The organism is Microbacterium sp. AK031, assembly GCF_024807145.1.
Taxonomy (GTDB): Bacteria; Actinomycetota; Actinomycetes; order Actinomycetales; family Microbacteriaceae; genus Microbacterium.
Map to the genome: position 1 here is coordinate 138,398 of NZ_JANUCA010000007.1, position 23,843 is coordinate 162,240.

The 23,843-nt window shown below is 65.7% G+C and carries 24 protein-coding genes; 10 read left to right on the forward strand and 14 right to left on the reverse strand.

Going from position 1 to position 23,843, the window contains the following annotated elements; translation table 11 throughout:
• Nucleotides 1-129 precede the first annotated feature (129 nt).
• On the forward strand, nt 130-765 hold the full coding sequence (locus HDC95_RS13620) for a hypothetical protein (protein ID WP_259064121.1): 636 nt from the start codon (nt 130-132) through the stop codon (nt 763-765).
• On the opposite strand, the gene HDC95_RS13625 is transcribed toward HDC95_RS13620, so the two are convergent.
• Nucleotides 762-1,262, reverse strand: a complete 501-nt coding sequence (locus tag HDC95_RS13625; protein ID WP_259064122.1) for a helix-turn-helix domain-containing protein — start codon at nt 1,260-1,262, stop codon at nt 762-764. The two genes, HDC95_RS13620 and HDC95_RS13625, sit on opposite strands and share 4 nt — an antisense overlap.
• A gap of 91 nt (nt 1,263-1,353) precedes the next feature.
• Between HDC95_RS13625 and HDC95_RS13630 the strand changes: the two genes are divergently transcribed.
• The gene (locus HDC95_RS13630; protein WP_259064123.1) at nt 1,354-1,950 is read left to right on the forward strand and encodes a dihydrofolate reductase family protein; all 597 of its coding nucleotides are present in this window, start codon (nt 1,354-1,356) and stop codon (nt 1,948-1,950) included.
• 3 nt (nt 1,951-1,953) lie between these two features.
• On the forward strand, nt 1,954-2,523 hold the full coding sequence (locus HDC95_RS13635; protein ID WP_259064124.1) for a dihydrofolate reductase family protein: 570 nt from the start codon (nt 1,954-1,956) through the stop codon (nt 2,521-2,523).
• On the opposite strand, the gene HDC95_RS13640 is transcribed toward HDC95_RS13635, so the two are convergent.
• Entirely contained in the window at nt 2,524-3,900 is a 1,377-nt protein-coding gene (locus tag HDC95_RS13640) for a reverse transcriptase family protein (protein ID WP_259064125.1), read from the reverse strand.
• Between the two features lie 291 nt (nt 3,901-4,191).
• Between HDC95_RS13640 and HDC95_RS13645 the strand changes: the two genes are divergently transcribed.
• A complete protein-coding gene (locus HDC95_RS13645; protein WP_259064126.1) occupies nt 4,192-4,419 on the forward strand; it encodes an RNA-binding S4 domain-containing protein in 228 nt (75 codons plus the stop codon).
• 17 nt (nt 4,420-4,436) lie between these two features.
• Here the strand turns inward: HDC95_RS13645 and HDC95_RS13650 are convergent, their stop codons facing one another.
• From HDC95_RS13650 to HDC95_RS13660, 3 genes are all read right to left on the reverse strand, one after another.
• The gene (locus tag HDC95_RS13650) at nt 4,437-4,790 is read right to left on the reverse strand and encodes a bifunctional 2-polyprenyl-6-hydroxyphenol methylase/3-demethylubiquinol 3-O-methyltransferase UbiG (protein ID WP_259064127.1); all 354 of its coding nucleotides are present in this window, start codon (nt 4,788-4,790) and stop codon (nt 4,437-4,439) included.
• A 33-nt stretch (nt 4,791-4,823) separates the two neighbouring features.
• Complete coding sequence (locus tag HDC95_RS13655) at nt 4,824-5,159, reverse strand: hypothetical protein (RefSeq protein ID WP_259064128.1); 336 nt, start codon at nt 5,157-5,159, stop codon at nt 4,824-4,826.
• Between the two features lie 62 nt (nt 5,160-5,221).
• Complete coding sequence (locus tag HDC95_RS13660) at nt 5,222-6,127, reverse strand: RNA polymerase sigma-70 factor (RefSeq protein WP_259064129.1); 906 nt, start codon at nt 6,125-6,127, stop codon at nt 5,222-5,224.
• A 174-nt stretch (nt 6,128-6,301) separates the two neighbouring features.
• Between HDC95_RS13660 and HDC95_RS13665 the strand changes: the two genes are divergently transcribed.
• Nucleotides 6,302-7,096, forward strand: coding sequence for an SDR family oxidoreductase (locus HDC95_RS13665; RefSeq protein WP_259064130.1), 795 nt, complete (start codon nt 6,302-6,304; stop codon nt 7,094-7,096).
• 45 nt (nt 7,097-7,141) lie between these two features.
• Nucleotides 7,142-7,897: an SDR family oxidoreductase gene (locus HDC95_RS13670; protein WP_259064131.1), complete on the forward strand. Its 756-nt coding sequence runs from the start codon at nt 7,142-7,144 to the stop codon at nt 7,895-7,897.
• A gap of 83 nt (nt 7,898-7,980) precedes the next feature.
• On the opposite strand, the gene HDC95_RS13675 is transcribed toward HDC95_RS13670, so the two are convergent.
• From HDC95_RS13675 to HDC95_RS13685, 3 genes are read right to left on the reverse strand one after another with little or no spacing between them, the layout of a single operon-like run.
• Entirely contained in the window at nt 7,981-8,790 is an 810-nt protein-coding gene (locus HDC95_RS13675) for a hypothetical protein (protein WP_259064132.1), read from the reverse strand.
• 39 nt (nt 8,791-8,829) lie between these two features.
• Nucleotides 8,830-10,401: a D-alanyl-D-alanine carboxypeptidase/D-alanyl-D-alanine-endopeptidase gene (gene dacB / locus HDC95_RS13680; RefSeq protein ID WP_259064133.1), complete on the reverse strand. Its 1,572-nt coding sequence runs from the start codon at nt 10,399-10,401 to the stop codon at nt 8,830-8,832.
• Nucleotides 10,398-11,549: a serine hydrolase gene (locus HDC95_RS13685; protein ID WP_259064134.1), complete on the reverse strand. Its 1,152-nt coding sequence runs from the start codon at nt 11,547-11,549 to the stop codon at nt 10,398-10,400. Before HDC95_RS13685 ends, dacB begins: the two co-directional genes overlap by 4 nt.
• A gap of 214 nt (nt 11,550-11,763) precedes the next feature.
• Here HDC95_RS13685 and HDC95_RS13690 point away from each other — a divergent pair, with 214 nt between their 5' ends.
• Nucleotides 11,764-13,515, forward strand: a complete 1,752-nt coding sequence (locus tag HDC95_RS13690; protein WP_259064135.1) for a histidine kinase — start codon at nt 11,764-11,766, stop codon at nt 13,513-13,515.
• Nucleotides 13,506-14,156 carry a response regulator transcription factor gene (locus HDC95_RS13695; RefSeq protein ID WP_259064136.1) on the forward strand — a complete coding sequence of 217 codons (651 nt, stop codon included), beginning with the start codon at nt 13,506-13,508 and terminating at the stop codon, nt 14,154-14,156. Before HDC95_RS13690 ends, HDC95_RS13695 begins: the two co-directional genes overlap by 10 nt.
• Here HDC95_RS13695 and HDC95_RS13700 read toward each other — a convergent pair.
• From HDC95_RS13700 to HDC95_RS13710, 3 genes are all read right to left on the reverse strand, one after another.
• Nucleotides 14,131-15,579, reverse strand: coding sequence for a hypothetical protein (locus tag HDC95_RS13700; RefSeq protein ID WP_259064137.1), 1,449 nt, complete (start codon nt 15,577-15,579; stop codon nt 14,131-14,133). The genes HDC95_RS13695 and HDC95_RS13700 overlap by 26 nt on opposite strands.
• Before the next feature lie 470 nt (nt 15,580-16,049).
• Nucleotides 16,050-16,802 (reverse strand): cation diffusion facilitator family transporter, encoded by a 753-nt coding sequence (locus tag HDC95_RS13705; protein WP_259064138.1) that lies wholly within the window; start codon nt 16,800-16,802, stop codon nt 16,050-16,052.
• Complete coding sequence (locus HDC95_RS13710; RefSeq protein ID WP_259064140.1) at nt 16,799-17,137, reverse strand: helix-turn-helix transcriptional regulator; 339 nt, start codon at nt 17,135-17,137, stop codon at nt 16,799-16,801. Before HDC95_RS13710 ends, HDC95_RS13705 begins: the two co-directional genes overlap by 4 nt.
• Nucleotides 17,138-17,208: 71 nt before the next feature.
• Here HDC95_RS13710 and HDC95_RS13715 point away from each other — a divergent pair, with 71 nt between their 5' ends.
• Nucleotides 17,209-18,072 (forward strand): sugar nucleotide-binding protein, encoded by an 864-nt coding sequence (locus HDC95_RS13715; protein ID WP_259064142.1) that lies wholly within the window; start codon nt 17,209-17,211, stop codon nt 18,070-18,072.
• On the opposite strand, the gene HDC95_RS13720 is transcribed toward HDC95_RS13715, so the two are convergent.
• Complete coding sequence (locus tag HDC95_RS13720) at nt 18,065-18,439, reverse strand: MarR family winged helix-turn-helix transcriptional regulator (RefSeq protein WP_259064144.1); 375 nt, start codon at nt 18,437-18,439, stop codon at nt 18,065-18,067. The genes HDC95_RS13715 and HDC95_RS13720 overlap by 8 nt on opposite strands.
• 77 nt (nt 18,440-18,516) lie before the next feature.
• On the opposite strand from HDC95_RS13720, the gene HDC95_RS13725 reads away from it, so the two are divergent.
• The gene (locus HDC95_RS13725) at nt 18,517-19,047 is read left to right on the forward strand and encodes an NADP oxidoreductase (protein WP_310503259.1); all 531 of its coding nucleotides are present in this window, start codon (nt 18,517-18,519) and stop codon (nt 19,045-19,047) included.
• 476 nt (nt 19,048-19,523) lie between these two features.
• Here the strand turns inward: HDC95_RS13725 and HDC95_RS13730 are convergent, their stop codons facing one another.
• Both HDC95_RS13730 and HDC95_RS13735 read right to left on the reverse strand, forming a co-directional pair.
• Entirely contained in the window at nt 19,524-21,545 is a 2,022-nt protein-coding gene (locus HDC95_RS13730) for an alginate lyase family protein (RefSeq protein ID WP_259064145.1), read from the reverse strand.
• 44 nt (nt 21,546-21,589) lie between these two features.
• Entirely contained in the window at nt 21,590-23,839 is a 2,250-nt protein-coding gene (locus HDC95_RS13735) for an FAD-dependent oxidoreductase (RefSeq protein WP_259064146.1), read from the reverse strand.
• Between the last annotated feature and the right edge of the window lie 4 nt (nt 23,840-23,843).

A 23,843-nucleotide genomic window follows, 5' to 3' on the forward strand; every position in this document is an offset into this window, starting at 1 on the left:
GGCCACTCGCCGCGCGTCGTCAACGGAAGACCGTGACGAATGTCATGCCGATAGAGGACTGTTGTGCACTTCTTCGCGCCGCAGGCCGCTTGTAGCGTCGATATCACTGACGTGAAACGGGGATGACGAATGTTGCGCAAGGCGAAGCCGGGAGACGATCACCCGCTGCAGCGCTACCGCTGGTGGCAGCTGTTCTCACGCTCACTGTTCCATCTGCGTCAGGACGGCATCGCCGGCGTATCGGAAATCTGGTCGGTCGACGTCCGCCATGGTGGCGACTCGAACGGAGAGGTACGGGCCCTGCTCTACCTCGACGGACGCAACCACTCACGCTCCAAGCTTCCCGCGGCGTTCCGCATCCCCGGTGGCACGATCGAAGTGGCCACCAGCAGCTACGGCCTCAAGCGCTGTCACTACGTCGCCGACGACGGGACGGTTCGGATGCTCGAACCTGACCCCGCCTCTGCCGAGGGGCGACGCGCGCGCCTCGATCACACCCGCCCGGCTTTGAGCCGCTCCATCGGCGTCGTGTCGTTCGTGGTGCTCGTGATCGCGCTCGTACTCGGTGTGCCGCAGATCATCGAGGACATCACACGGATCCCTCCCGTCGCCGACGCGGTCGGAACATTCATCAGCCCGTTCCACCTTCCGGCGTGGGCGAACATCTCGCTGGTCGTCGCGGGGCTCGTGGCGAGCACCGAGCGGACCCTTCGCATGCGCTACAACTGGATACTCGACGGCGGCCTGTTCGACGGTGACGATTAGGCGGCACCCGAGCGCTCGAGCTCCTCGAGATACGCGTCCGTGAGAGCACCCAGCACGCTCCCCGAGCCGTCGGTGCGCGGGATTCCCAGGTGCAGCTCTCTGAGTTCGTCCATGAATGCGTCCCAGAGTTCGGGGCCGCCGTTCTCGAGCAGTTCTGCCCGGATGGCGAGCTCGGGCGAGGCCGGAAGGTGGCGTCGCCCCCACGCGCCGAGCTGAGCGAACACGGGCACGAGCTGGATCGACGGCTCGGTGAGGCTGTAGATCACCTTCTGCTTGTGAGAGGGATCGGCCGCGCGCGACAGCATCCCCAGCTCGACGAGCCGCGCGAGCCGGTTCGCGAGGATGTTGCTGGCGATGTGCTCATCGGAGTTCGCCAGCAGTTCGCCGTAGTGCCGGCGATTGCCGAACATGATGTCTCGCAGCACGAGGAGCGACCACTTGTCGCCGAACACCTCAAGGGAGAGATTGATCGGGCATCCGGATCGGTGCGCATCCACTGGTGAATCCCTTCGTCAAACCACTTGCAATCTACCACCGGTTGTGGCTACGCTCAATCCGATTGCAGAACACAAGTGGTTAGGAGCCAGCATGTCGTTCGTGTTCAGTGACATCACGATCTCCATCGACGGATTCGCATCCGGGCTCGGCCAGACGGCCGAGAAACCATTCGGCGATAGTCCGGCACAAGAGCTGCACCGATGGATGTTCGAGGACGCCGAGGAGAACGCCGCCGAGATCAAGGCCGTCGCGGCCGCGGATGCATTCGTGATGGGACGCAACATGTTCGGTCCGGATCGCGGAGAGTTCGACCTGCATTGGATGGGGTGGTGGGGACCGAATCCGCCATATCACGGCCCAGTTTTCGTGCTCAGCCACCACAAGCGCGAGCCACTCGAGATGGAAGGCGGCACCACGTTCACCTTTGTCAACGACGGCATCGAGGCGGCTCTCGAGCAGGCGACAGCAGCGGCCGGCGCGGAAGGGCGGGTGTCGATCGCCGGTGGAGCGGCGACCGTCAATCAGTACCTCAAAACCGGATTGATCAACGAGCTGCGCACCCATATCGCACCGGTGATCCTCGGCGCTGGAGAGCGCCTCCTGCTCGACGTCCCCGCCCGGACGGTGAGTATCGCCTGCGCTCGGGGCTCGGCGCTCGCCACGCACATCAGCTATCGGATCGAGTGAGTCATGGGCAAAGTCGCATGGGGGTTCACCAGTTCGATCGACGGATTCATCGCCGGTCCCGGTCACGATATGAGTTGGCTGTCGGCGGGGGAGCCGATGGCCGAAGGCATGACGGCGAGCATGGCCGGCGAGGTGGCGGTGATCATTTCCGGCAGGGACGGCTACGACGCCGCGAAGGCTCAGCAGGACGAGCGCGACGAGATGACCTCCGAGGCGTACGGCGGCGCGTGGTCGGGAACCGAGTTCATCCTCACGCACCGGCCGGAGGAGATCGCGGATGACCCGACGATCACTCCGCTGAACTGCGACATCGTCGAGGCCGTCCGCCGCGCCCAGGAGATCGCGGGAGACAGGGATGTGCAGATCATCAGCGCGGACATCGCCCGTCAGGCTCTCGAGCACGATCTCATCGACGAGTTGCAGGTCTTCGTCGCTCCGGTGTTCCTTGGCGACGGCATCCGGATCTTCGACGTCCCCGGCGGGCGTCGCTACGACTGGGAGCTCGTCGAGATCTACGAGGGCGCGGAGCGGAGTTTCGGCAGGACATACCGGCCGAAGCGCGATGAACGATAGTCACCACCGGATACGCGCGAACTCCTGACGAAGTCTCCCGCCCCGCTGGGCGTTGAGGCTCTCGACCCACGAGATGCGACCCAGCAGATGCGCACGGAAGTCGTCGACCCTGCGGTGATTCTGCGTGTGAGGACCATGCACGACGCAGTTGTGGATCGTCGCCTTCAGCCGGTCGTAGTCGACCCGGGAGACGTTGACATGCTGATTGACGACGATGCCGGTGACGGTCTGCCTGACGCCCTGGCGCCTGACTCTCGTCTTCCTCGGGTTGGCCGAGTGACCTTCGTCCTCGATGATCCACCGCACGCCGCGGATGAAGGCATCCGGTCGCTTCGCGAATACACCGCTGCCGCTGAATGCGAGGTCGTCCGCGTAACGCGTGTAGGTCGCACCCGCTGCATCCGCCCATCCGGAGAGTCGCGAGTCGAGCCGCCGGATCGCGAGGTTCGCCAGCATCGGTGAAGAAGGCGCGCCCTGCGGCAGGTGACTCGCGGCCAGAGCGCGGCGCAGCGCGAAACGCTCATCCGGCGATCCTCCTGATGGCATCGCGGCAAGCACGCGCGGAGGGACGGCGTTGGTGCACAGCCCGGTGATCGTGTGCGCGACGGATTCCGAAAAGCCGGATTGACGAAGCGTCCCGTAGACACGTCCCGCCGTCACGCGCGCGAAGAATGTCGTGAGGTCGAGGGAGATGACCGCGTCCGATGCCACGTGTCGTGCCGCACCGGTCGCCGCGCTGCGACCGGGGATGAACCCGTGGGCGGCGTCATTGGCGGGGATGAGCGCCAGCAAGCTCGACAGCAGTGTGCGTTGGGCACGGCGCAGCCTCTGCTCGGGAACCTCCAGCAATCGCGGGACCCGCCCCGGCCTCGTCCGCCACTCGTATCGGTATTGGTGGAGAGGCCCGGGCCGTGCGCGCCGATTCCAGTGCTTCGTGTCGGCGAACCACTGCAGCTGGCCGATGTCCAGATCGAGCAGAGATGCGAGATCCGGGATGCCGTGGATGCTGGGGAGAACGCCCCCGACGTCGGGCGACGTCGAGGGTCTGACGACGTGATGGTGGATCCGCAGCGGAGACCGGCGCTCATCCGCCTTGCGCACCGCTTCACGGAAGTCCGGCGAGCGGAGGATCACTGACGTGAGCAGCCGCGGAGCGTCGGCAGGTGGGCGGACGAAAGCGCTCATCACCTCGCTGACGAGCGGCACGAGCCAGCGGCGGCGCGCGCCCATGGCGAAGGCGCCGGCGTCGATCAGCTGATTCTTCGTCCAGGGATCTGCCGCGAGAAACGCATCGGCGAGCGCAGCGGCGACGGCGGACGGCAGTGGATGCGGCTTCCGAGCGAGCACGCGCGTCGCGATCGTCACCGCATCCGTCATCAGAAGGCAGCCATCGGCCGGGCAGTGACCGGACCGTCGCGCAGCGTGCGATGACCTGCGGACGACTCGTCCATCAGTGCGGGCACCGGTCTGCGCGAAGCGCAGTGAGGTGCCTGCGGCGTTCGTTCCAGATCAAACTGCGTCCCCCGGGGTGACCCCGGAGAGAGCGGAACACATCGTGAACCACTCGCCTCGTCCGCAAGCCATCGCACGGCGCCACAATAGCAAGGAACACCGACATCGGGTGGGGCGGTCGGCATCCGATGTCGCGTAGACGGTTAGCATTCAGGAATGACGAACGCTGATCAGATCGACGACGTGCCCATCGGTGGCGACGTCATCCGCCTCGGGCAGTTCCTCAAGTTCTCCGGCCTGCTCGACTCCGGCGGCAACGCCAAAGAGGTCATCATCGACGGCTTCGTGAGCGTCAACGGCGAAGAGGAACGCCGCAGGGGCCGCCAGCTCCATGACGGCGATCTGGTCACGTTCGAGGGACGGACCGTTCGCGTTCGGCCGTGAGAGTACGGCCGGGTCCGTCAGGCCGGGGGCTTGTGCCAGACCACCAGATAGCGCCACATCGGCAGTCGAGACCAGGTGGCGCCGCCGAGCATTCTGGCAGTGCTGCGTTTGACGTCGGCGTACGTGTGAGGTGGCGGCCACACGATCGGGGCTGAGTGCTCCCAGATACCGTGGCGGCGCGTGTATCCGAGCACTGCGGCGTCGATGTCGATTCCGGTCACGTCGGGCACGCGCTCATGCAGGTCGGCGGCGAGCAGGCCGTTCCCGGTGCCGAAGTCGAGAGCGGTCCGCGCTCCCGCCGGCACCGCATCGAGAATGCGACGGTGATAGTGAATGTTGTTGTTCCACCGCACTGCCCGCGCATCCGTCATCCGTCCACCTTCGCACCTGGCTGCGATCCGCGCTCACCGCCGGTTCCAGTGCCGCAGCTTCTCCGGGTTGCAGACGACCCAGACGCTGGACAACTGTCCCGATCGCATCTCGGCAGTGACCGCTGCGACGACCGTTTCATCACGAGTGAGAGTGAACCCTGGAGTGCTGTTGATCGATGCCATCTCCACGGACGTCCCCGACGTCATCAATTCCAGCAATGCGGGTGCTGCGGCCGAGTGCCCTTCCAATGGCGTGGATGCCGTCGACACCAGTCCGCCGCTGTCGATGATCAGAACCACGTCCGAGTGAAGCACCGCGCGGATCGTGGCTCCGTCGGCCGAGATCATGGCGGCTGCCAGCCGCTCCATCGTGGCCTCGTCGGGCGCACTTCGACGTCTCCGGCGCGCCCACGCCGGGTACTGCCTCCGGATCATGCGCCTACCGCGGCGACGTGACGGAGCTTGGGCGGGCTCATCACCCAGAGAAGCTGAAGGATGCCGTCGCTCGAGGTCGTCACCGTCACCAGGGTTGTGATCTCTCCGCCCTCGGTGAGCGTCGCCGCCGGCTGCCCGTTCACCTGCACCCAGTCGATCGACTTGCCCGTCCAGAAATGGTGCGCGAAGGCGGCGACGAACTTCGCCACCCTCCCGCACCCGATCACCGGGATCCTGGCTGCGAGCTTCACGCCGTTGCCGTCCGAGTAGCTCACGACATCGGAGACGAAGAGGCTCTCCAGTTCTTGAGCGTCACCCTTCTGGGCTGCTGTGAGGAACGCCTCCAGCAGCCGACGCTGAGCGGCCGGCTCCACCGTCACGCGGCGAGTCGACTCCAGATGCGCGCGGGCCCTGCTGACGAGCTGCCTGGCACTGACGACGCTGGAGGAGATCACCTCGGCGATACGCGGATACGGGTAGTCGAAGGCCTCCCGCAGGATGTACGCCGCTCGCTCGGTCGGTGTCAGCTTCTCCAGTGTCAGCAGGATCGCGAACTGCAGCGCCTCGGCGCGCTCTGCCCCGAGGGCCGGGTCGTCTTCGGTGTTGACGGGCTCGGGGAGCCAAGGCCCGATGTACGTCTCCCGCTTGGCGTGAGCGGACTGCAGCACGTTGATCGAAAGCCTCGTCGTGATCGTCGCGAGGAATGCCGCCGGCTCGAGGACTTCCGTCCGGTCGGTGTTCTGCCACCGGATCCAGGTCTCCTGGACGATGTCCTCAGCGTCGGCAACGGTGCCCAGCATCCGGTACGCGATTCCGAACAGACGCCGTCGCTGCGCAGTGAAGACCGTCATCGCGTCGTCGAGGTCGCCGGTTCCGCCGTGTTCGTCGTTCGTCACTGTCACCTATCGCCTTCCCATCTCTCATGATCCATCCGCACGGCGTTTCTCGGAAGCTCTGACCGTGAATCCTCGCGATCTGTGACAGAGAAGGCCACGATGCTGTCACAGCTGATGAGGCTGTCCTGTCTATTGAGTACGGGGACTAGCCCGTGGCCAGCTGACATTCGAAGGAGCGACATGAGAATCACAGTCATCGGCGGAACCGGTCTGATCGGAACCAAGCTCGTCCGAGCTCTCCGATCTTCTGGTCACGAGATCGTCGTCGCCTCGCGTGCGACGGGCGTCAACTCCTACACGGGCGAAGGGCTGGAGGATGCTCTGGCCGGCACGGAGGTCGTGGTCGACGTCTCCAACTCGTCGTACACAGACGAGGACGCGGCCCGCGAGTTCTTCTACACCTCCACCATGAACCTGCTCAGCTACGGCGAATCAGCGGGTGTGCGCCACCACGTCGCACTGTCGGTGGTCGGCACCGATCGCCTGGCCCGCGCAGAAGGCGGGTACTTCATCGCCAAGGAGCAGCAGGAGCGCCTCATCTCGGCGTCACAGCGACCGTTCTCGCTCGTACACGCGACCCAGTTCTTCGAGTTCATCCGCAACATCACCGATCACGCCGTGCGCAGCGGCGTCGTGCGCGTCGCGGACGTGCTCATTCAGCCCATGGCCGCGGACGATGTCGCTGCCGCGGTCGCTCAGACAGCGCTTGCAGACCCGATCCACGGCACCGTGGAGTTCGGTGGACCGGAGGTCTTCAGCCTCGGCGAACTGGCCGTGCTCGATCTGCGGTACCGCCAGGAGGAACGTGATGTCGTACCCGACCCGCTCGGCACGTACTTCGGAGCACGCCTGTCTCATCGCGATCTGCTGCCAGAGGCCACGGCCACGATCGCGCCGACCCACTACCACGATTGGCGCATCCGGAGCGGGTCAGGTTCGGAGCCCGTCACACCTGACGGCGCACTCCGGTCTTAGCTGACGGATGCCACGAGGGCACCCTTCAATCGGAAAGGCATGGAAATGGCAAAGATCGTCGTCATAGGAGGCACCGGCCTCATCGGCTCAAAGGTCGTCGCGCAGCTGACCGAGCACGGACATGAGGCGGTGGCCGCATCACCCAACACGGGCGTCAACTCCCTCACCGGCGAAGGCCTCGCTGAGGCGCTCGCGGGGGCGAGCACGGTCGTGGACGTGTCGAACTCGCCGTCGTTCGCGCCGGAAGACGTGTTGGAGTTCTTCACCACCTCGACCCGCAACCTGCTCCAGGCTGAGGCGGCGGCCGGCGTCACCCACCACGTTGCTCTCACGATCGTCGGCACGAACCGGCCGCAGAACATCCCCTACTTCACGGCGAAGGTCGCGCAGGAGAAGCTCATCCGCGAATCCAGAATCGCCTACTCCCTCGTGCACGCAACGCAGTTCTTCGAGTTCGTCGGCAGCATCGCCGACATCTCGACTGAGGGTGACACGGTGCGCCTGCCAGGGGCGCTCATCCAGCCGATCGCGGCCGAGGATGTCGCCACCGCCGTAGTACGTGCAGCAGCCGGCGCCCCGCTCGGCGATGTCGAGATCGCAGGTCCCGAGGCGTTCGGGTTGGACGAGTTCGTCCGCCGTGGGCTGACCTTCCGAGGAGACTCCCGCACCGTCGTCCGCGACGACGACGCGCCGTACTACGGCGCCAAGATCGAGGAGCGCACGCTCATTCCGCTCGACGGCGCGCAGATCTTCGAAACCCGGCTGGAAGGGTGGCTGCCTCTCAACCCGCCGCGCAAGTAGCGCACCCGTCTGGTGGGTGCGCTGGTGGAAGGCGCACTCACCAAGGGCTGCGGTCAGCAGAATATGAGTCGGTCAGGCGTTCGTCACGTGCGCGCCGGCACGGTCTCCTCCTGAGCATCCTCCCGGCCGACCGTCAGGGCTCGACGCCATGTCGCGAGCAGCACCGGTGGGATCGCCAGCACAGAGGTGCCCGCGATGAACAGCGAAACGGCATCCGTCTCGAGGAAGCCCGGGATCGCGAAGTAGCCGAAGATCACGCAGGTCGACACGACGAGCACGAACGCCCGCGCCCACGTCGTGAGCAGCCCGCTCGTGTCGAGGGCCTCCGGCAGGACACGACGATAGAAGGCGACGAGCCCCCACAGGACGAGATAGCCCACGACAACGTAGGCCAGCCATGGAGAGGCACCCGTCGCCCAGATGAAGTGTCGGAAGTCGCCGTCCGCCGCAAAGGCACGGATCGGGATGTAGCACCACAGATTTGCGAGGTTGACGACGATGAGCCAGAACACGACCCAAGCGGCGAACGGCCTCGCCTTCACCCAAGCGGTCGTGGAGAGCTTCCGGAAGATCAAATACATCCCCCCGTTCGCCAGCAGAGGTCCGGAGAGCGCGACGATGGCGACCGCGAGAGTCCTACCGGCGTCCAATGCGCCGTGATAATCGACGTTCTCATCGATGTGCACGAGCAGCAGGATGTTGAGCAGGCCGACCCCACCCCAGTCGATCAGCCACGGATTCTCTTTGATTCCGAGAACCCAGGCCAGTATCGAGTGAGTGAACTCGTGCGGAAGCACGGCGATATAGTGCGTGAGGAGGAGCACCAGTGGAGTGCTTGCGAGCATGAGCCCTGCGCCGCGCGAAGTCCGCACTTGTGTCGTTTCGGTGGTCATCTCAAACTCTCTGAATCGGTGACCGCGGATGCTGGACGCTCAGTAGTGCTGCTGGATGCTTGCTGCGACCACCCCGACGTCGTCGTTCGCCGTGAACACACCGTCGATGTCGGGAGTGAATCCCTGGTTCATGATGATGATGAATGCCAGGTTTCGACCGCTCTTGGTCTCCATGACGCCGCCCAGAGCCTTGGTATTCAAGCGGAAGCGTCCGTTGAGCTCGTCGCCTCCCACCAGCGTTCCAGTCTTGGCGAACACGTGACCGGCAGCAGGGCTGTCAGCTTGCACCTCTGCGAGCGAGCCGTCGACCCCGAGGATCGGCATGGTCGCCTTCCACGCCTCGGCATCTGGCCGCTCCGCCATGATCGCCTGGGTCGCGACGGCATTCTCGGCAGTGACGAAGTTGCCGTTGAGACCCGAGCCGTCCACGAGTGACGCACCCTCGATGTCCAATCCCTCCTCTGCCCAGATTCGCCCGATCTCGCTGATGCCGGTACTGCAGTCATCCGCTCCAGCCTCGACCGCCAGAAGGCAGACGTAGGTCTGCGCACCACGGTTGTAGCTGATCTTCATGATGTACGTCGCCTGCTCGGCGAGCGGGAGAGACTCGAACTCCGCGACCGAGGGCAGCGCGTCCACAGCATCCGTGTCCGCAAGCGCCGATGTCGAGTTCGCGGCCACCGGGTCGCTGCTCACCGTCACACCGGCTCGGCCGAGGGCCTCGATGAAGGCCGTGCGAGCGAAGGTGGCCGGATCCTCCAGCGCGAACACCTTCAGCACTGGTTCGCTGTCAGCGGCGATGGTGCCGCCGATCGCGATCTGGCCGTGCTGCGAAGACTCCGGGTCGGAGATCGACGTGTCCTCACCAGCAGCGACGGTCTCGACCTCGCCGACGATGTGCCACGGGGCGACAGCCGGCGTCATCTCGACCGTCGCCGACTCGCCCGCCTCGCCCGGGGTGACCAGGACATCGATCAGGTTCTGGTTGACGACGATCGGCGTGATCGGCTCGCCCGCCAGTTCGCCCTGAAAGAGGCGGTCGTCGACGATGACGTCTCCTGTCACCGTGTCGATTCCCGACGCTCTGACCTGAGCGGCGAGGTCGTCGATGCCCGTCAGCGGGTCTTCGGTCGTGAGGGTTGCGCCGGGCAATGGGTTCGCATCGTTGTGGTCAAGATTCGTGTAGTCGACTGTGCCGTCTGGCTTGGTACGGCCGCCCAGCGTGATATCGCCTTTGCCGACGAGCACGAGGTCTCCCTCGAGGGTCGTCCCGGCGACATCGCCGGTACGTTTGACCGGTGTGACGATCTGATGGTCGGGTCCCCAGTTCAGCCACGCCGCACCGACACTGTACGTCTTGGTGAAGGACGCGGGCTCAGCCATCTTGTCGCCGTCGAGGTCGATGAGCATCTCTCCGGTGTCGAGATCGGACACCTGAATCATCCATCGAGCATTGTCGTACTGCGGCTGGTTCATGATCTCGAGCGCGGCTTCCGGGAGATCGGCCTCGTTCGCCGAGTGAGGAGTATCCGCCGTGCACGCTGTCGCCGTTGCGGCGATGACGACGAGTGCGAGGACACCCGCACCGAGTCGGAGGGCGTTGCCGTTCATCGTTCTGCTCCTGTCGTGAGAATCTGGGCCACCCGGCGGAACATCTGGTCGGCTGGGTGCGCTTTGGGTGTGACGTTCGATTCGTTCATGAACACCGCGATGGTCGCCCCGGAATCGGGGTGATGGAAGATGGCCGCGGTGAATCCGAGGCCTTCGCCGTTGTGTCCCCACCATCCGTCGGTCTCGCCGATACCGAGCGCGTAGATGCCATACGGTGGACCGGCCTCCAAGGGCGCACCCTCCTGGCGCTCTGACTGCGTCGCAGGATCCAGCAGGGCGCCCGTTGCGAGCGTCTGCCCCCAGACGCGGGCGTCGTCGAGGGTGGTGATCATGGATCCCGCCGGGCCGAAAATGGAGATGTTCCGCGGTTGCGGCGCGAGCGTTTCGCCGTCCGGTGCATACCCGACGGGATGAGGCTGCGTCCACTTCACGGCGTCCAAGATGTAGCGTGTGCCCTCCTGCCCGAGCGGCCCGAGGATGCGCTCGTCGAGGACATCGGCGAATTCCTCTCCGGTCACGTCCTCGATAACGGCGCCGAGCAGATTGGTGTTGGCGTTCGTGTAGATCTTCTCTGTGCCAGGGGCGAACTGCGCAGGCTTGTCGAGCATGAAGCCGTTCAGCTCGTCAAGGGTGAAGATCGTCTCGGGATCTTCGGTGAAGGCTGCGAGGAAGTCCTCGTTCGTGTAGTCCGCGTTGCCGCTGGACATGTCAGCGAGCTGGCGCAGGGTGATCTCGTCGCCTTCGGTGACGCCGTCGACGTACTGCCCGATGGTGTCGTCCAGGCTCACCTTGCCTTCGTCGACCAGTTGCAGCAGGAGAGTCACCGTGTAGGACTTCGTGACGCTGCGCATGGGCCACGTCATCTCGACGTCGACGGGCACACCGCTCTCGATGTCGGCCAGTCCGGACGCGGTCGTCCACGCGCCCTCGCCGGGGATCCACACGCCCGCCGCCGCCCCGGGCACCTCGTACTCGCTCATCGTCTCGTCGAGCGCCGCCTGCAATTGCGATTGCAGCGGCTCAGGCAGTTCCCCTTCCGGGGCGGCGGGTCGGAGGACTTCTGGAGGCGCCTCGCCTGGCGCGGTGGTGGGAGAGGGCGCACAGCCGGCGACGGCGACAAGACAGGCTGCGACAGCGGCCACGAGCATCGGGCGCCGTAATCGTACGTTCCGACGATCGTGATGATTCGACATCGTTCCTCCTGCTCGGTTCACCTGCGAAGCATGACGCACGGCTCAGGATCGACGATGGCAGAGCGGCGGTGCATTCGCTATGGATGTAGGTCGCCTATCGGCGCAGGGCTCGTACCGTGCGGGCGCGACACGCCAGAATGGGAAGACCTCGTCCGTCGGAAGGGTCTCGATGTCTGCAGCGCCCCGCGTCCAACCGTCCCTCTCACGGTCTCTCCATCGCGCTCTGCTCATCGTGGCGCTGATATCGGCGCTGCTGATGATCACGGTCATCGGCCTGATGCCGCTCGACGGACCTGCGGGCCTGCTGCTGGTGACGTTGCCGATCATCTTCGGGATCTACGTGGTCGCGGGGCTGATCGCATGGCTCCGTCGCCCCAGCAACGGGATCGGATTTCTCATCGTCCTCGCGGGCCTCATGGTCCTCATCGGAGGCGTCGCGAACACAGAGGTGCCCGTCCTTCTCGCGATCGGGGCAGTGGGGGCCACGCTCGCCCTCCCCGCGACCGTTCACCTTCTTCTCGCCTTCCCGACCGGACGGCTTCCCGACGGGCGGTCGCGCGCGATCGTGGTCGCGCTCTACGCCACCTCCCTCGTGCTCCAGATGCCGGAGTACCTCCTGGACCCTGAAGGTGCCTATCCGCCGTTCGCGGTCGCGGATGCACCGGAAATCGTCGCGCTGACCGGAACTGCACAGACCGTCGTGGCGACGGGGATCATGATCGTGGTGGCGTTCGTCCTCCTGGAGCGGCTTCGTCGGGCGGATGCTGTGCACCGTCGCGTGCTGGTCCCCCTGTTCACATATGGCATCTTCACGGTCCTGTTCCTGCCGCTCATCGCCATCGCCCTCGACCGGGTCTTCCACGTCGAACCGGCGGTGCGAGGGATGCTGCAGTTCACGGCGGTCGCCGGCATCCCGATCGCATTCGCGCTGGGTCTGCTGCGTGGCGGGTTCGCGCGAACGGGTGAGCTGGAAGAGCTCGGAACGTGGCTCGGCGCCGCCAACACATCGGGACAGCCACTCGTCTTCGCTCTCGCTCGCACGCTCGGTGATCCATCACTACGGTTGTACTTCTGGTCGGAGGAGCGTGGTGAGTTTCTCGATGCCGAAGGCCGGTCGGCACCTGAAGCAGTCCGCACGGATCCCCGGCGAGGGTGGCAGGAGATCACGCTCGACGACCGTGCGATCGGTGCGATCGAGTACGACGCCTCGCTGCTCACGGACAGCGAGCACGTGCACGCTGCGGGGCGGATCGTGGCGATCGCTCTCGAGCGCGAGCGTCTCACTGCTGACCTGCGGGCGAGCCGGCGTGCTCTCCTGCGCTCACGGGAGCGCATCGTCGAAGCGGCCGACCTTGAACGTCGCCGCATCGCACGCGACCTCCACGACGGACTGCAGGTGCAGCTGGTCCTGCTGGCGCTCGAGGCGCAGCAGATCGGCACCGCTCCCGCTCCTGCAGTTCGCGACCGCGCAACCCGACTCCGCGTCGACCTCGATGCCGCCGCCGCCGAAGTGCGCACACTCGTGCGCCACCTCGTTCCGGCGGCTCTCGTCGAGCGGGGACTGAGCGCGGCCGCCGAGGACCTCACCGATCGCATGCCGGTCTCGACAGTGTTCGAATCCGACGTGAGTGACACCAGGCTCAACAATCTCGTCGAAACGACCACGTATTTCGTCCTGGCCGAGACCCTCGCGAACGTCGTCAAGCATGCCAGCGCCACGAGTGTGCGGGTGCGTCTCATCCTCCACGATGGACGACTTCGTCTCGACGTCGAGGACGACGGAGTGGGCGGGGCGTCGATCGAGGCCGGTACTGGTCTTCGCGGCCTCGCCGACCGCGTGGAAGCCATCGGTGGAACCATCTCGCTCTCGAGCCCTCCGGGCCTCGGAACGAGAGTGTGGTCGGAGGTGCCATGCGCGTAGTCATCGCTGAGGACGAGGCATTGATCCGACGGGGTCTCGAGCTCGTTCTGGAAACAGGCGGGCACGAGGTCGTAGCCGCGGTCGGAGATGCTGAACAGATAACGGATGCTGTCGCACGCCATCGACCTGATCTGGTGGTGACCGACATCCGGATGCCCCCTACGCACACGGACGAAGGACTCGTCGCGGCGCTGCGCGTCCGGCGGGAGCACCCAGAGACCGCAGTGGTCGTGCTGTCGCAGCATGTGCAGCGCCGCTATGCGAAGGATCTCCTCGCCCGCGGCAGCGACCGCGTCGGTTACCTGCTCAAGCAGCGGATCGCCGATGTCGGCACTTTTCTCGCAGACCTCGAACGCGTCGCCGGAGGCGGCACTGCACTCGATCCCGATGTGATCGAGGTGATGGTCGGTCGGGCACGACATTCCGAGAGCGGCGTGAGCAGCCTCACCGCTCGCCAACGGGAGGTGCTCGCACTGGTGGCGGAGGGACGCAGCAATGCCAGCATCGCCGCAAAGCTCTTCCTCACGGAGAAGGCCGTCGTGCAGCACGTTTCGCGCATCTACAGCGCACTGGGGCTACCCCCCGACTCCGATACGCACCGCCGTGTTCACGCGGTCATCCTCTTCTTGAACCGGGATTGACGGCGCGTCGTGCTGCGAGGAATCTCTTCAAGAACAGCACTGCGCCCATCAGCACCGCGGCGATCGCGATCCATGTCGGTCCAGTCCAGTCGACGTCGGTGCCGGTCGCTGCCAACGCGCCGGACGCCTTCCCCTGCCCCATCGCGCCGTCAACGCCAGAGTGGGTCGGATCGATCGGAGCGGGCGTCGGCGGCGGCTCCGATCCGACTCCCCCGCCGGGTACTGCCACGACGTCGCGCGTGAAGGAGGACAGGTGTCCGATTCCCTTGTCGTCCGGGACAGTGAAGCTCCCGCCGGTCACCCGGTACCAGGTTCCGTCCACCTCGAACAGGAAGTCTCCTGCGATTTTGCGATAGGCCGGGGCGTATTCGAACCAACCTTCCTGATGTGCAGGAATCTTCATGGCTGCGACCCACTTCTCCGTGGTCTCGTCCGTGTGCTCGTAGCCGTACGCGACTTTGATCGACGCTTTGAAGATCTCGAGCACATTCACTTCGGCAGAAGCGGTGATGTCGAACGTGTGTGTTATCGAGCGCGCGGTGGCGTAGTAGAACGAGTAGTCCGCTTCCTCGGATCCGTTGTTCGCGTATGGTGCGCCAAGCACCTTGCCATGTTCGATGAGCGTCTCATCCGACGTCGGCACGAAGTAGCACGAGCCGGCACCCGGGTCGCTGCAGCCGGCCGCTATGTAGTCGCGCGCTCGAAGGGGTCCGAGCGTCTGGATGGAAGCGGCCTGCACTCGGAAGTCGACCCGATAGTCGGCGTTGCCGTCTACCTTGGTCGTCGCCATGTCACAGCTGTAGGGCGATGCGCTGACGACAAGGGCACCGGTGAGGGGATCGCCGTCGTAGATCGCGCAGTCGTAGTCCCAGTTGAACTCGACCCCGCGCCAGTTCGAGGCGTAGCCAGACACCCAGAACCTGGTCGGGACGCCGCCGTCGTAGATGCGGTATGAAAAGAGCCCCTCTGCGTTGGCGGTGGACTCACCGTTGCGGCGGAATGCTGCGAAGTTCAGCGTCGCGCCCGGCTCGATCGTCGCATACGGCTTCTGCTCACTGGGATCACTCGGATACCAGCGACCATCGACGACGAAACGCGTGCTCGGCGACTCGACGTGTCCGTCGCCCAGCATCACCGTGCCCTGCGGCATGATCGCGCCACGCGCCGCCGCCCAGTTCAACGAAGTGATCGTGAACGTTTCGGAGAACAACTGCCGGGGATGCTCGCCTGTCGTCTGTTCGTATCCTGGCGACCAGCATTGGTATGGAGACGCGTCCTCGCCCAGCGGCTGACTTCCCGCCGCCGGATCGCCGAGGTAGATCTGGCAGTCGCTCGCGTAGGTCGAGCCGCTTTCCTCGACGTACACGAACGCCTTGATCCAGTAGTCCGTCGTCCGGCCGAAGTCGACGATCCGAGCGTTCATCTCTGAAATCAGAGATCCGTGTATGGTCCCGAGTGACCACGTTGCCGATGAGGTCGTGCTGGCCGGCCCCGGTTCCACGTCGGGTCCAGGCGTAGCCGACCCGCCGTCCCTGGAAAAGTCGTACCGGATCGAGTGCAGTTCAAGGTTTCCCGCGATCCTCATTGTCGTCGTGGTGGCGATGTCCCCATCGACGGCAGCCAGAGCCGGTGAAGCGACGAGGACGCTCGCTGCCAAAATGCCGATTCCGATCATTCCGGCCACGACACGGTTGGTTCCTCGCCGGACGGCGCTCGAGATATCAGTCATACGCCCGACGTTAGGGACCTGGCAGCGCCCTTCGCGAGAGACTTGAGTCGTCAACCCAAGACTCTCGTGTTCAGGTATGAGTACGTCGCCGGGGCACTGTTCGCCGATCCGTTCCATGAGGAGTTCGGCACGTGGGTGTGGGGATACACACCTTACGGCGGCGGTCACTTCGGGGAGGTCGCCGCCGTGGCTGCGGCCGTCGGAGATGGCGACGACGGTGCGTTCTTCGACGCATGGGTCAGCGCAGGCGACCGATGCTCGAGAGGGTCGCCTCCCTCATCGAGGAGCATCCCGACCGAGGTCGCGCATGCGTCTCCGCGCCATGCTTCGACACCCTCGCGCACCGCGAACCCGGCGATGACGAGCCCCGCGATCGCATCGGCCCACCACCAGCCGAGGACGCTGTTGAGCACAAGACCGATGAGGACGGCAGCGGAGAGGTACGTGCAAAGAAGCGTCTGCTTGGAGTCGGCGATGGCGGTGGCGGACCCCAGCTCTTTTCCTGCACGCCGCTCGGCGCAGGAGAGGAACGGCATGATGACGACGCTCAGCGCGGTGATCGCGATTCCGACGGGCGAGTGCTCGACCTCGACGCGCACCAGCAACGCGAGGACCGAGCTCGCGCTCACGTAGATCGCCAGAGCGAAGAACGCGACGGCGATCACCCTCAAGGTGCCCTTCTCCCACCGCTCGGGGTCGCGGCGGGTGAACTGCCAGGCGACCGCGGCAGCCGAGAGCACTTCGATGGTCGAATCCAGCCCGAACCCGATCAACGCAGCCGATGAGGCGATCGTTCCCGCGGTGATCGCGACGACGGCCTCGATGAGGTTGTAGACGATCGTGGCGGTGACGATCCAGCGGATGCGCCGCTGCAGAATGTGTCTGCGGGCGTCGGCAGAGACGTTCGAGCCGCTCATGCGCAACCGCAGTTCTCGCCGGCGCAGCATCCGGGCTCGACGTGGAGCACGACGCGCAGCAGCTCATCCAGCGCGGGCGCCAGGTGTGCGTCCGCGAGCCGATACGAAGTGCGGCGCCCTTCTGGGACGGCCTCGACCAGACCGCATCCGCGCAGGCACGCGAGCTGATTGGACATCACCTGACGCGACACGCCCAGCGCGTCCGCGAGGTCGGATGGATACGCGGGCGATTCCCGCAGAGCGAGAAGCACACTGGCGCGGGTCTGGTCAGACAGGGCGTGACCGAGCCGTGCGAGCGCGGCGGTGTGCGTCACCGTGGCCGTCATGGTCATCATGGGGTCGACGATACAGGATTTTCTGAACAATAGGCATCGGCAGGCGTCCGTCGTGTGACAGATTGGAATCGATGACCTCTTCCGCTTCCACGATCCCCGCGCCACCCGCGCCACCCGCGCGCACCTTGCTCGTCGGCTTCGGCAAGCTCGGGCGGAGCCTCGCGCCGCGCCTCCTCGCCGACGGCGGCGACGTCATCGCGCTCCGTCGCAGCGACGATGACCTGCCGGAGGGCGTCGTCGGCATCCGCGCCGATCTCGCGGCGCCCCTGAAGGAGCAGCTGCCGACCGTCGACGCGATGGTCGTGACTCTGCCGCCACCCGGAGGCGTGGCCGGCTATCGCACCGCGCTGACGCACCTCGCGGATGCGCTGCCATCGGTTCCCGCGCGAACGGTCTTCGTGTCTTCGACGGGAGTCTTCGAAGACTCGGCATCCACGCATCCGATCACTGAACAGGACGAACCCACGCCGACCGGCGAACGCGCCCGAGGACTCTACGACGGCGAGCGCGCAGCGATCGAACTGTTCAGCGCGGTCATCGTGCGACCGGCCGGGATCTATGGTCCAGGTCGAGGATTCCTCTTGCGACAGGTGCGGGAGAACGCCGTCGTGAACCACCGTCGGCGCACGAACCGAATCCACGAACACGATCTCGTGCGAACGCTCGACGTTCTGCTCCGGATGCCGGAGCCACCGGCGCTCGTGCATGCAGTGGACGCGGCACCCGTCCCCCTCGGGGAGGTCGTCGAGTTCATCGCCCGCACGCTCGGCGTCGACGCGCCACGCGATGATCCTTCAGCCGGGCCTGTCGGACTGGTGCACGACGGCGCGCTGCTCCGATCGCTGCTGGGTCGGCTGCAGTACCCGACGTACGTCGAGGGGTACTCCGCGATGATCGCAGAGGCGACGCGCGCGGATGGCGGGCGGGTCAGCTGAGCCCGGAATCCGTACCCAGGTGACGGCGGAGCGCGGCGGAGATGTCGTCGAGGTGGGCGAGCTGCTGCGGGGTGAGAGCGTCGACGAACACCTCGCGCACGGCGCGCAGGTGCGGGACGGACCCGGCGCGGAAGATCTCCCGACCGGACTCCGTCGCCGTGACATCCACGCCGTGCACGTCGTCCGCACACGGGACGCGGCGGATCAGGTGGCGCTTCTCCATCCGGCCCAGATGATGCGAGAGCCGGCTGCGCTCCCAACCGATCAGCGCCGCCAGTTCCGCTGACCGCAGCGTGTACTGCCGCGCCTCCGTCAGAGCGAGCAGCACCTGGTAGTCCCCAGCCGACAGCGCCGACTCAGTCAGCATGCGACTGCCCAGGCGCGTGCGCAGCGACTGGGCAGTCTCGATGTAATCTCGCCAGGCGGATCGCGCTCACGATCGATGTGCTCGCACCCGGCGCGGCGGCGGTGCGCTCTGAGGTGGCCGCCCTCGAGGCCGATATCGTCGTGCTCGCACTGCCCCTGGGGAAGTACCGTCATGTACCTGTCGCGGAGCTTGAAGGCAAGCTCGTGGTGGATTCCATGAATTACTGGTGGGAGACGGATGGCATTCGCGACGATCTGAACGATCCGCGCACCTCGACGAGCGAGATCGTGCAGGAGTTCCTGCCGCGATCACGCGTCGTGAAGGCGCTGAACCATATGGGGTATCACGATCTCGAGGAAGAAGCCCGTCCGGCCGGAGCGGACGGCCGCAAGGCGATCGCGATCGCGGGCGACCGGGAGGCCGACGTCGCGCGTGTCTCAGAGTTCGTCGACGCGTTGGGGTTCGACGCGCTCATCGCCGGGCCCCTCGCCGCGGGTGCTCTGCTGGAGCCCGGTAGGCCCACGTTCGGGGCGGACCTTCCGATCGAGGAGTTGCACGCGCTCATCGAGTTGGCTGCCGCTGAAACGTCGCACACTCGCGCTACGTGACGGGGTCGGCCATCGAGAGTGGCAAGATCGATCCAGTCCTCCGCAGAGGCGCCAACGTGATGGTCACCAGCGCGAACCGCATCTAGTGCGCTGACTTACCGGTCGCGTTCGAGTTCGTCGTCCTCAGCCGTGACCTTTTTGCCCAACGGGCCTCGGATGGCGCCCGGCGGAACCTCTCCGTCACTCGACCCGAGGCCAGGAGCCCCGCTCTGTGGCAGTCAGTCGGATGCGCTGCGAGCGTGCTCGCGCTCGAGCTGCTCGGCATCGACTTCGCGCTCTCTGCTGTCACTACTCATGCGTCGCTCCTGCGTGCTGTGTGGGCGGTGGAACAGGGCGTTGACAGGGACGGCGGATGCTTGCATCGTGCGGCGAGCGGATGCGCGTCATCTGCGGCAACGGTGTTGAGCGAGCCCACCACACCCCGACGTGCGCCGCGGTGCAGCGCCCGTCGGGGTGCGGTCCTTCCACATGGCTCATCAGTTCAGATGGGCACGGCGCCTCCAGGAAACGACGATTCCGACTGCTCCGAGACCCATCGTCACAAGACCGACGGCGACCCACACGATGTAGTCCGGTCCGCCCGTGGCTGCTAGCGCGGCGGCCGAGATCGCGCGACCATCTTGGGATCCGGGGGTGAGCCCTGCTCCATCGCCGGGCTCGGGTGAGCCGCCATCGGGCGTCCCGGGCGACCCCGGCCCCTCTGGGTTTTCAGGCTCCGGATCAGTCTCACCTGGTCCCTCCTCAGCGCCGGGATCCGCCAGCCCACCATGCGTGAGACTCAGGTGCGGGATGGAATGGATGCTCGTCATCGCGCCCTCCTCGACGAGGATTGCGGCCACCGGGTCGGAGGGGAAGTGGTTCTGTGCGAGTTCGAAATAGCTCATGCTGTGTGCGATCACGCCACCCTCGCGAAGGTAATCCACCGTGCGCACGTTCGCCAGGTCCGCGACATCGCCAGTGAAGAACTCGAACGACTCCGGGTCGGCGACCCAGCCCGAGGCTGCGTCGACGGCGTCCGACAAACCGACGCCGTTGGCGTTGGCATACGAGAAGAGATCGATGTCGTGAGCGGCGAGCGTCTCGGCCACGAGGAACAGGGGCTGCAGCGAGAAGTGCGTGTACCAGATGCCGTAATCGCCGACTCCGTTGTTGCGCGTGATCTCCTCGGGGAGGTGTCCGTTCGGATCTATCTGATGCTCGAGCAGTTCCGTCGCCCGCTCGGCGGCGGCGGCGATCCCTGCGTCGTCGTTGAGATAGGAGGCACCGACGGTCGTGAGCTCCAGTGCCCAGCTGCCCCAGTTGTTCGTCCGATGCAGAATCGAACCTGCGACCGGGATCGCGGTCTCTTCGAGGAACCCCGCGAACGCCAGTTCGCCCTCGCTCGACCACACGGGTGAGCCGTTCAGAAGCTCCGCAGCGTAGACGAACGCGGGAAAGTGGTAGCTGAAGGCAAGCGCCGAGTCTTCGCTGGTGCGGACGCACTCGACAGTGTTCGTCCATGCGTCGAGGAACTCCGCCGCATGCTGCCCATAGGACGCATCTCCGGTGAGCCGATACGCCAGCGCGAGCTGATAGGCCGTGTTCGCGTCATTCTGCAGACCGTCCCGCGCCGCGCGATGAGCGTCAGGATCTTTGTAGAAGAAGGGAACGAAGTAGTTCTCCGGCGGCGCAGGCTCGCGCAGCATCCCCTTCGCCACATCCTCCATGAGCCGCTGGTATCCCGACGCCTGGGGCTCGGCCCCATCCTGAACGCGCGCAGAGACGGCGGCGATTCGCTCGTCGCTGTTCAGCACGTCACCGCGCTCACCTGACTCGCCCGGCTCGCCGGACCACACGATGCAATCTGCGGGAAGTGGCTCTGCCCGCTCGACGATGCCGTCGATCTCGACCGCGTCGATCGCCATCCGCAGGTCGCGATGCGCGGCGAAGGAGAAGCCGCCCTGATCGAATGTGTCATCGGAAACACTCAGCGTCGGCTCGGGGTCGTCGCCGATCGTGACGGCGAGGGAGCCGCCGTCCCGTTCCACCGTGAGTGTCACCCAGTCGAGACCGGGCAGCGCGGAGGTGGCAGCACGGTCGAGGTACGTCACGCCTCCGTCGCCCGCCGCCTCGATGACGCCGAGTTCGCCGTTGTTGCGCAGCAGCACCGTGTATCCCGATTCTGTGTAGTCGTCATCGAGTGCGTTTCGGTCGAATGTGAATCCGGCCCACGCGGTGTCGCCTCCGCCGTCGGTTCGGAAGGTGACAGTGGTCGTGCTCACATCATCGAGCGCATGGTCGGTCAGCGCGAGAATCGACCCGCGGGAGCTGCCCGGTGTCGTGACGCGGGCGACGCCGTCTGATGCTTCCCATGCCCCGGCGGCCTGGGTCCAACGCGGGGCGAGTGAGTCGAAATCATCTCTCAAGGCGGACTCGTTCTCAGCCGCGGCGGCCGGTGTGGCCAGCGCGACGAGCGCGACCGCGGCAACTGCCGCGAGCGAGGATCCCCATCGATTCATCGTTCGTTTTCCTTTCCTTCAGGTTTCTGTGAGCGGCGAGGAGGTCAGTAGACCCGGAAGGAGACGACCCTCGCCTGAGGCACGCCATTCGTCGCGAGCACCCTGAGTCGCACCGCATCGGCACGCACGTTCACGGTGTGCACCCGCTGTCGACGTCGATTCGCCTCCACCCGAGCGAGCTCGTTCCATTCGGAGCCGGAGCGCGCCTCGAGCACGTAATCTCGCACGAGTTCTGGGAAGACACGATCGGGCGTGCGGTGGTGATGCAATGTGTTGAGTTCGACATCGGTGTCGTCGTCGAATACGAGACGGATGCTGCGGACGTCCTGCGGTTCGTCCCACTCCAGCGTCAACGACCGCTGGTCGTCACCGGCTTGCGAGACCCACATGTTCGGCCCGCCGTAGAAGCGCTGATATCCGCCGACGGCCTTACGCTCGGAGTAGGCCTCGGTGCCCGGCGAAAGACGCAGGCGCGGCGTCGTGCCCCGCATCGGGATGGCCGGCCAGGCGATGACGCTCTCTGACTCCTCCACGAGGACATTCGCATCACCGTCCGCCTGCGGTCGGTGCGGAAGCGCGAGGACGCCCGGTACTTGCGCTTCGGAAAGAACGACGGAGACACCTTCGGCTGCCTCGAGCACGATCACGACGTTCTCGGGCTCGTGCGGCGTCCATTCGAGCGGAAGACGCACCCACTGCGGCTCATCCGACGCGGTCACAGCGACTTCGATCCGAGCGCGCTCGTCGATCGGCACCGCATTCTGCCGACGCCCCGTGGTCCACAGGCCGGCCCCGAGCGTCGCGTCCTTCGAAACCACGAGCAGCACCTCGAGGAAGTCGAGGCGAGGATCGACGGGAACGAGGATCCCCAGGTCCCTCCCGAGGGAGAAACGTGTCTGCGCAGCATCCGAGAACAGCTCGATCGGGTCGATCGTCCGAGCGACCGACGACGCGACGACGCGAGCGGAACGCGCCAGATCGTCCGGATCGGTATTGCGGATACCGAACACAGAGGCGTCCTGGCGCAGCACGAGCTGGCGCAACGCGTCGACGTGTCGCGTGGCGAGCTCACGCGGACGCACCCCCAGATCGAGCGCGAGCGATGCACCGGTGCCCGCGGCTTCGCCTCCGGCACCGCACGTCGCCATCACGCGCGTCGACCCGAAGGCGACGTGCGTCGCCGAGATGTCGCGTCCGGCGAGCAGCAGGTTCGCAATGTCGCGAGAGTAGTAGCTGCGGAAGGGGATGCCGTAGATGCCGTCCGAGTAGCGCTGGTGCGCTCCAGGACTGGTCGCGTACATTCCCTCGACCGGGTGCAGGTCGATCGACCAGCCGCCGAAGGCGACATCATCGTCATGGTCGACCTGATCGAGGAGGTCATTCTGAGTCAGAACGTGATCACCGAGGAAGCGGCGGTACTCACGCTTGCCGGGCAGTGCACCGACCCACTCGAGATCGAGATTCTCGGCGTCGAAGTCGCCCGAGTTCTTGATGTGGTCCCAGATGCCGAAGATCACCGATCGCAGTTCGTCGCGGATCAGCTCGTTGTCACTCACGGTGTCGAGGTGACCACCCCACTCGATCCACCAGTAGTGCGCTCCCGAATCACCGGAACGAAGGATGCGCGAGGTGGGGATGGGAGTCTTCGTGATGTCCTTCGCCGAGTCGGGTGCGACGAAATCGACGGGCCGGCCGAGATCCTTCGTGTAGAAGAGGATCGTCGAGCCGAGAAGCTCAGTATCGGCTTCTTCCGGTGCCCACGCTTCGTCGAACTCGTGGCGCGCTTCGCGTCCGATGCGGTACTCGGCACCTGCGAGGTGGCCGATGAGCCCATCGCCTGTGCAGTCGAGGAAGTAGGGACTGCGGAAGGTCGTCCAGATCTCCGAACCCATCGTCCACGCTCGAACCGATGTCACAAGACGTTCACCGTCGATCTCGGCTGTATCGATCTCCCGCACATCGGTGTTGAGGAACAGGGTGATGTTCTCCTCCGCTCGCACTGCGTCGAGCACCACCTCGTCCCAGATGATCGGGTTGCCTTCGGGGTTTCGGTACTGATTCTCGACGTAGAGCTCCCCGATCACGCCGCTCTCTCGCGCAAATCGCTGCACACCGTGCGCGGTGGCGCCGACCACCCAAACCCGCACCTCCGAGGACGAGTTGCCGCCGAGCACCGGACGATTTCCGATCAGCGCGACTCGCTTGCCGAGGCGCGCCGCGCTGACGGCCGCGCATACTCCGGCCAACCCTCCCCCCACCACGGTGATGTCGGCTTCGAACGTTTGAGTGCGCATGGAT

Excerpts from the sequence above, each read along its gene's own strand:
- HDC95_RS13720 (WP_259064144.1), bottom strand. The coding sequence starts at position 18,439 with ATGCTGACTGAGTCGGCGCTGTCGGCTGGGGACTACCAGGTGCTGCTC.
- HDC95_RS13700 (WP_259064137.1), bottom strand. The coding sequence starts at position 15,579 with ATGAACGCTCGGATCGTCGACTTCGGCCGGACGACGGACTACTGGATC.
- HDC95_RS13630 (WP_259064123.1), top strand. The coding sequence starts at position 1,354 with ATGTCGTTCGTGTTCAGTGACATCACGATCTCCATCGACGGATTCGCA.
- HDC95_RS13650 (WP_259064127.1), bottom strand. The coding sequence starts at position 4,790 with ATGACGGATGCGCGGGCAGTGCGGTGGAACAACAACATTCACTATCAC.
- HDC95_RS13640 (WP_259064125.1), bottom strand. The coding sequence starts at position 3,900 with ATGACGGATGCGGTGACGATCGCGACGCGCGTGCTCGCTCGGAAGCCG.
- HDC95_RS13665 (WP_259064130.1), top strand. The coding sequence starts at position 6,302 with ATGAGAATCACAGTCATCGGCGGAACCGGTCTGATCGGAACCAAGCTC.
- HDC95_RS13620 (WP_259064121.1), top strand. The coding sequence starts at position 130 with ATGTTGCGCAAGGCGAAGCCGGGAGACGATCACCCGCTGCAGCGCTAC.
- HDC95_RS13670 (WP_259064131.1), top strand. The coding sequence starts at position 7,142 with ATGGCAAAGATCGTCGTCATAGGAGGCACCGGCCTCATCGGCTCAAAG.
- HDC95_RS13685 (WP_259064134.1), bottom strand. The coding sequence starts at position 11,549 with ATGCTCGTGGCCGCTGTCGCAGCCTGTCTTGTCGCCGTCGCCGGCTGT.
- HDC95_RS13690 (WP_259064135.1), top strand. The coding sequence starts at position 11,764 with ATGTCTGCAGCGCCCCGCGTCCAACCGTCCCTCTCACGGTCTCTCCAT.
- HDC95_RS13695 (WP_259064136.1), top strand. The coding sequence starts at position 13,506 with ATGCGCGTAGTCATCGCTGAGGACGAGGCATTGATCCGACGGGGTCTC.
- HDC95_RS13710 (WP_259064140.1), bottom strand. The coding sequence starts at position 17,137 with ATGATGACCATGACGGCCACGGTGACGCACACCGCCGCGCTCGCACGG.
- HDC95_RS13635 (WP_259064124.1), top strand. The coding sequence starts at position 1,954 with ATGGGCAAAGTCGCATGGGGGTTCACCAGTTCGATCGACGGATTCATC.
- HDC95_RS13715 (WP_259064142.1), top strand. The coding sequence starts at position 17,209 with ATGACCTCTTCCGCTTCCACGATCCCCGCGCCACCCGCGCCACCCGCG.
- HDC95_RS13730 (WP_259064145.1), bottom strand. The coding sequence starts at position 21,545 with ATGAATCGATGGGGATCCTCGCTCGCGGCAGTTGCCGCGGTCGCGCTC.
- HDC95_RS13675 (WP_259064132.1), bottom strand. The coding sequence starts at position 8,790 with ATGACCACCGAAACGACACAAGTGCGGACTTCGCGCGGCGCAGGGCTC.
- HDC95_RS13645 (WP_259064126.1), top strand. The coding sequence starts at position 4,192 with ATGACGAACGCTGATCAGATCGACGACGTGCCCATCGGTGGCGACGTC.
- HDC95_RS13735 (WP_259064146.1), bottom strand. The coding sequence starts at position 23,839 with ATGCGCACTCAAACGTTCGAAGCCGACATCACCGTGGTGGGGGGAGGG.
- HDC95_RS13655 (WP_259064128.1), bottom strand. The coding sequence starts at position 5,159 with ATGGAGCGGCTGGCAGCCGCCATGATCTCGGCCGACGGAGCCACGATC.
- HDC95_RS13705 (WP_259064138.1), bottom strand. The coding sequence starts at position 16,802 with ATGAGCGGCTCGAACGTCTCTGCCGACGCCCGCAGACACATTCTGCAG.
- dacB (WP_259064133.1), bottom strand. The coding sequence starts at position 10,401 with ATGAACGGCAACGCCCTCCGACTCGGTGCGGGTGTCCTCGCACTCGTC.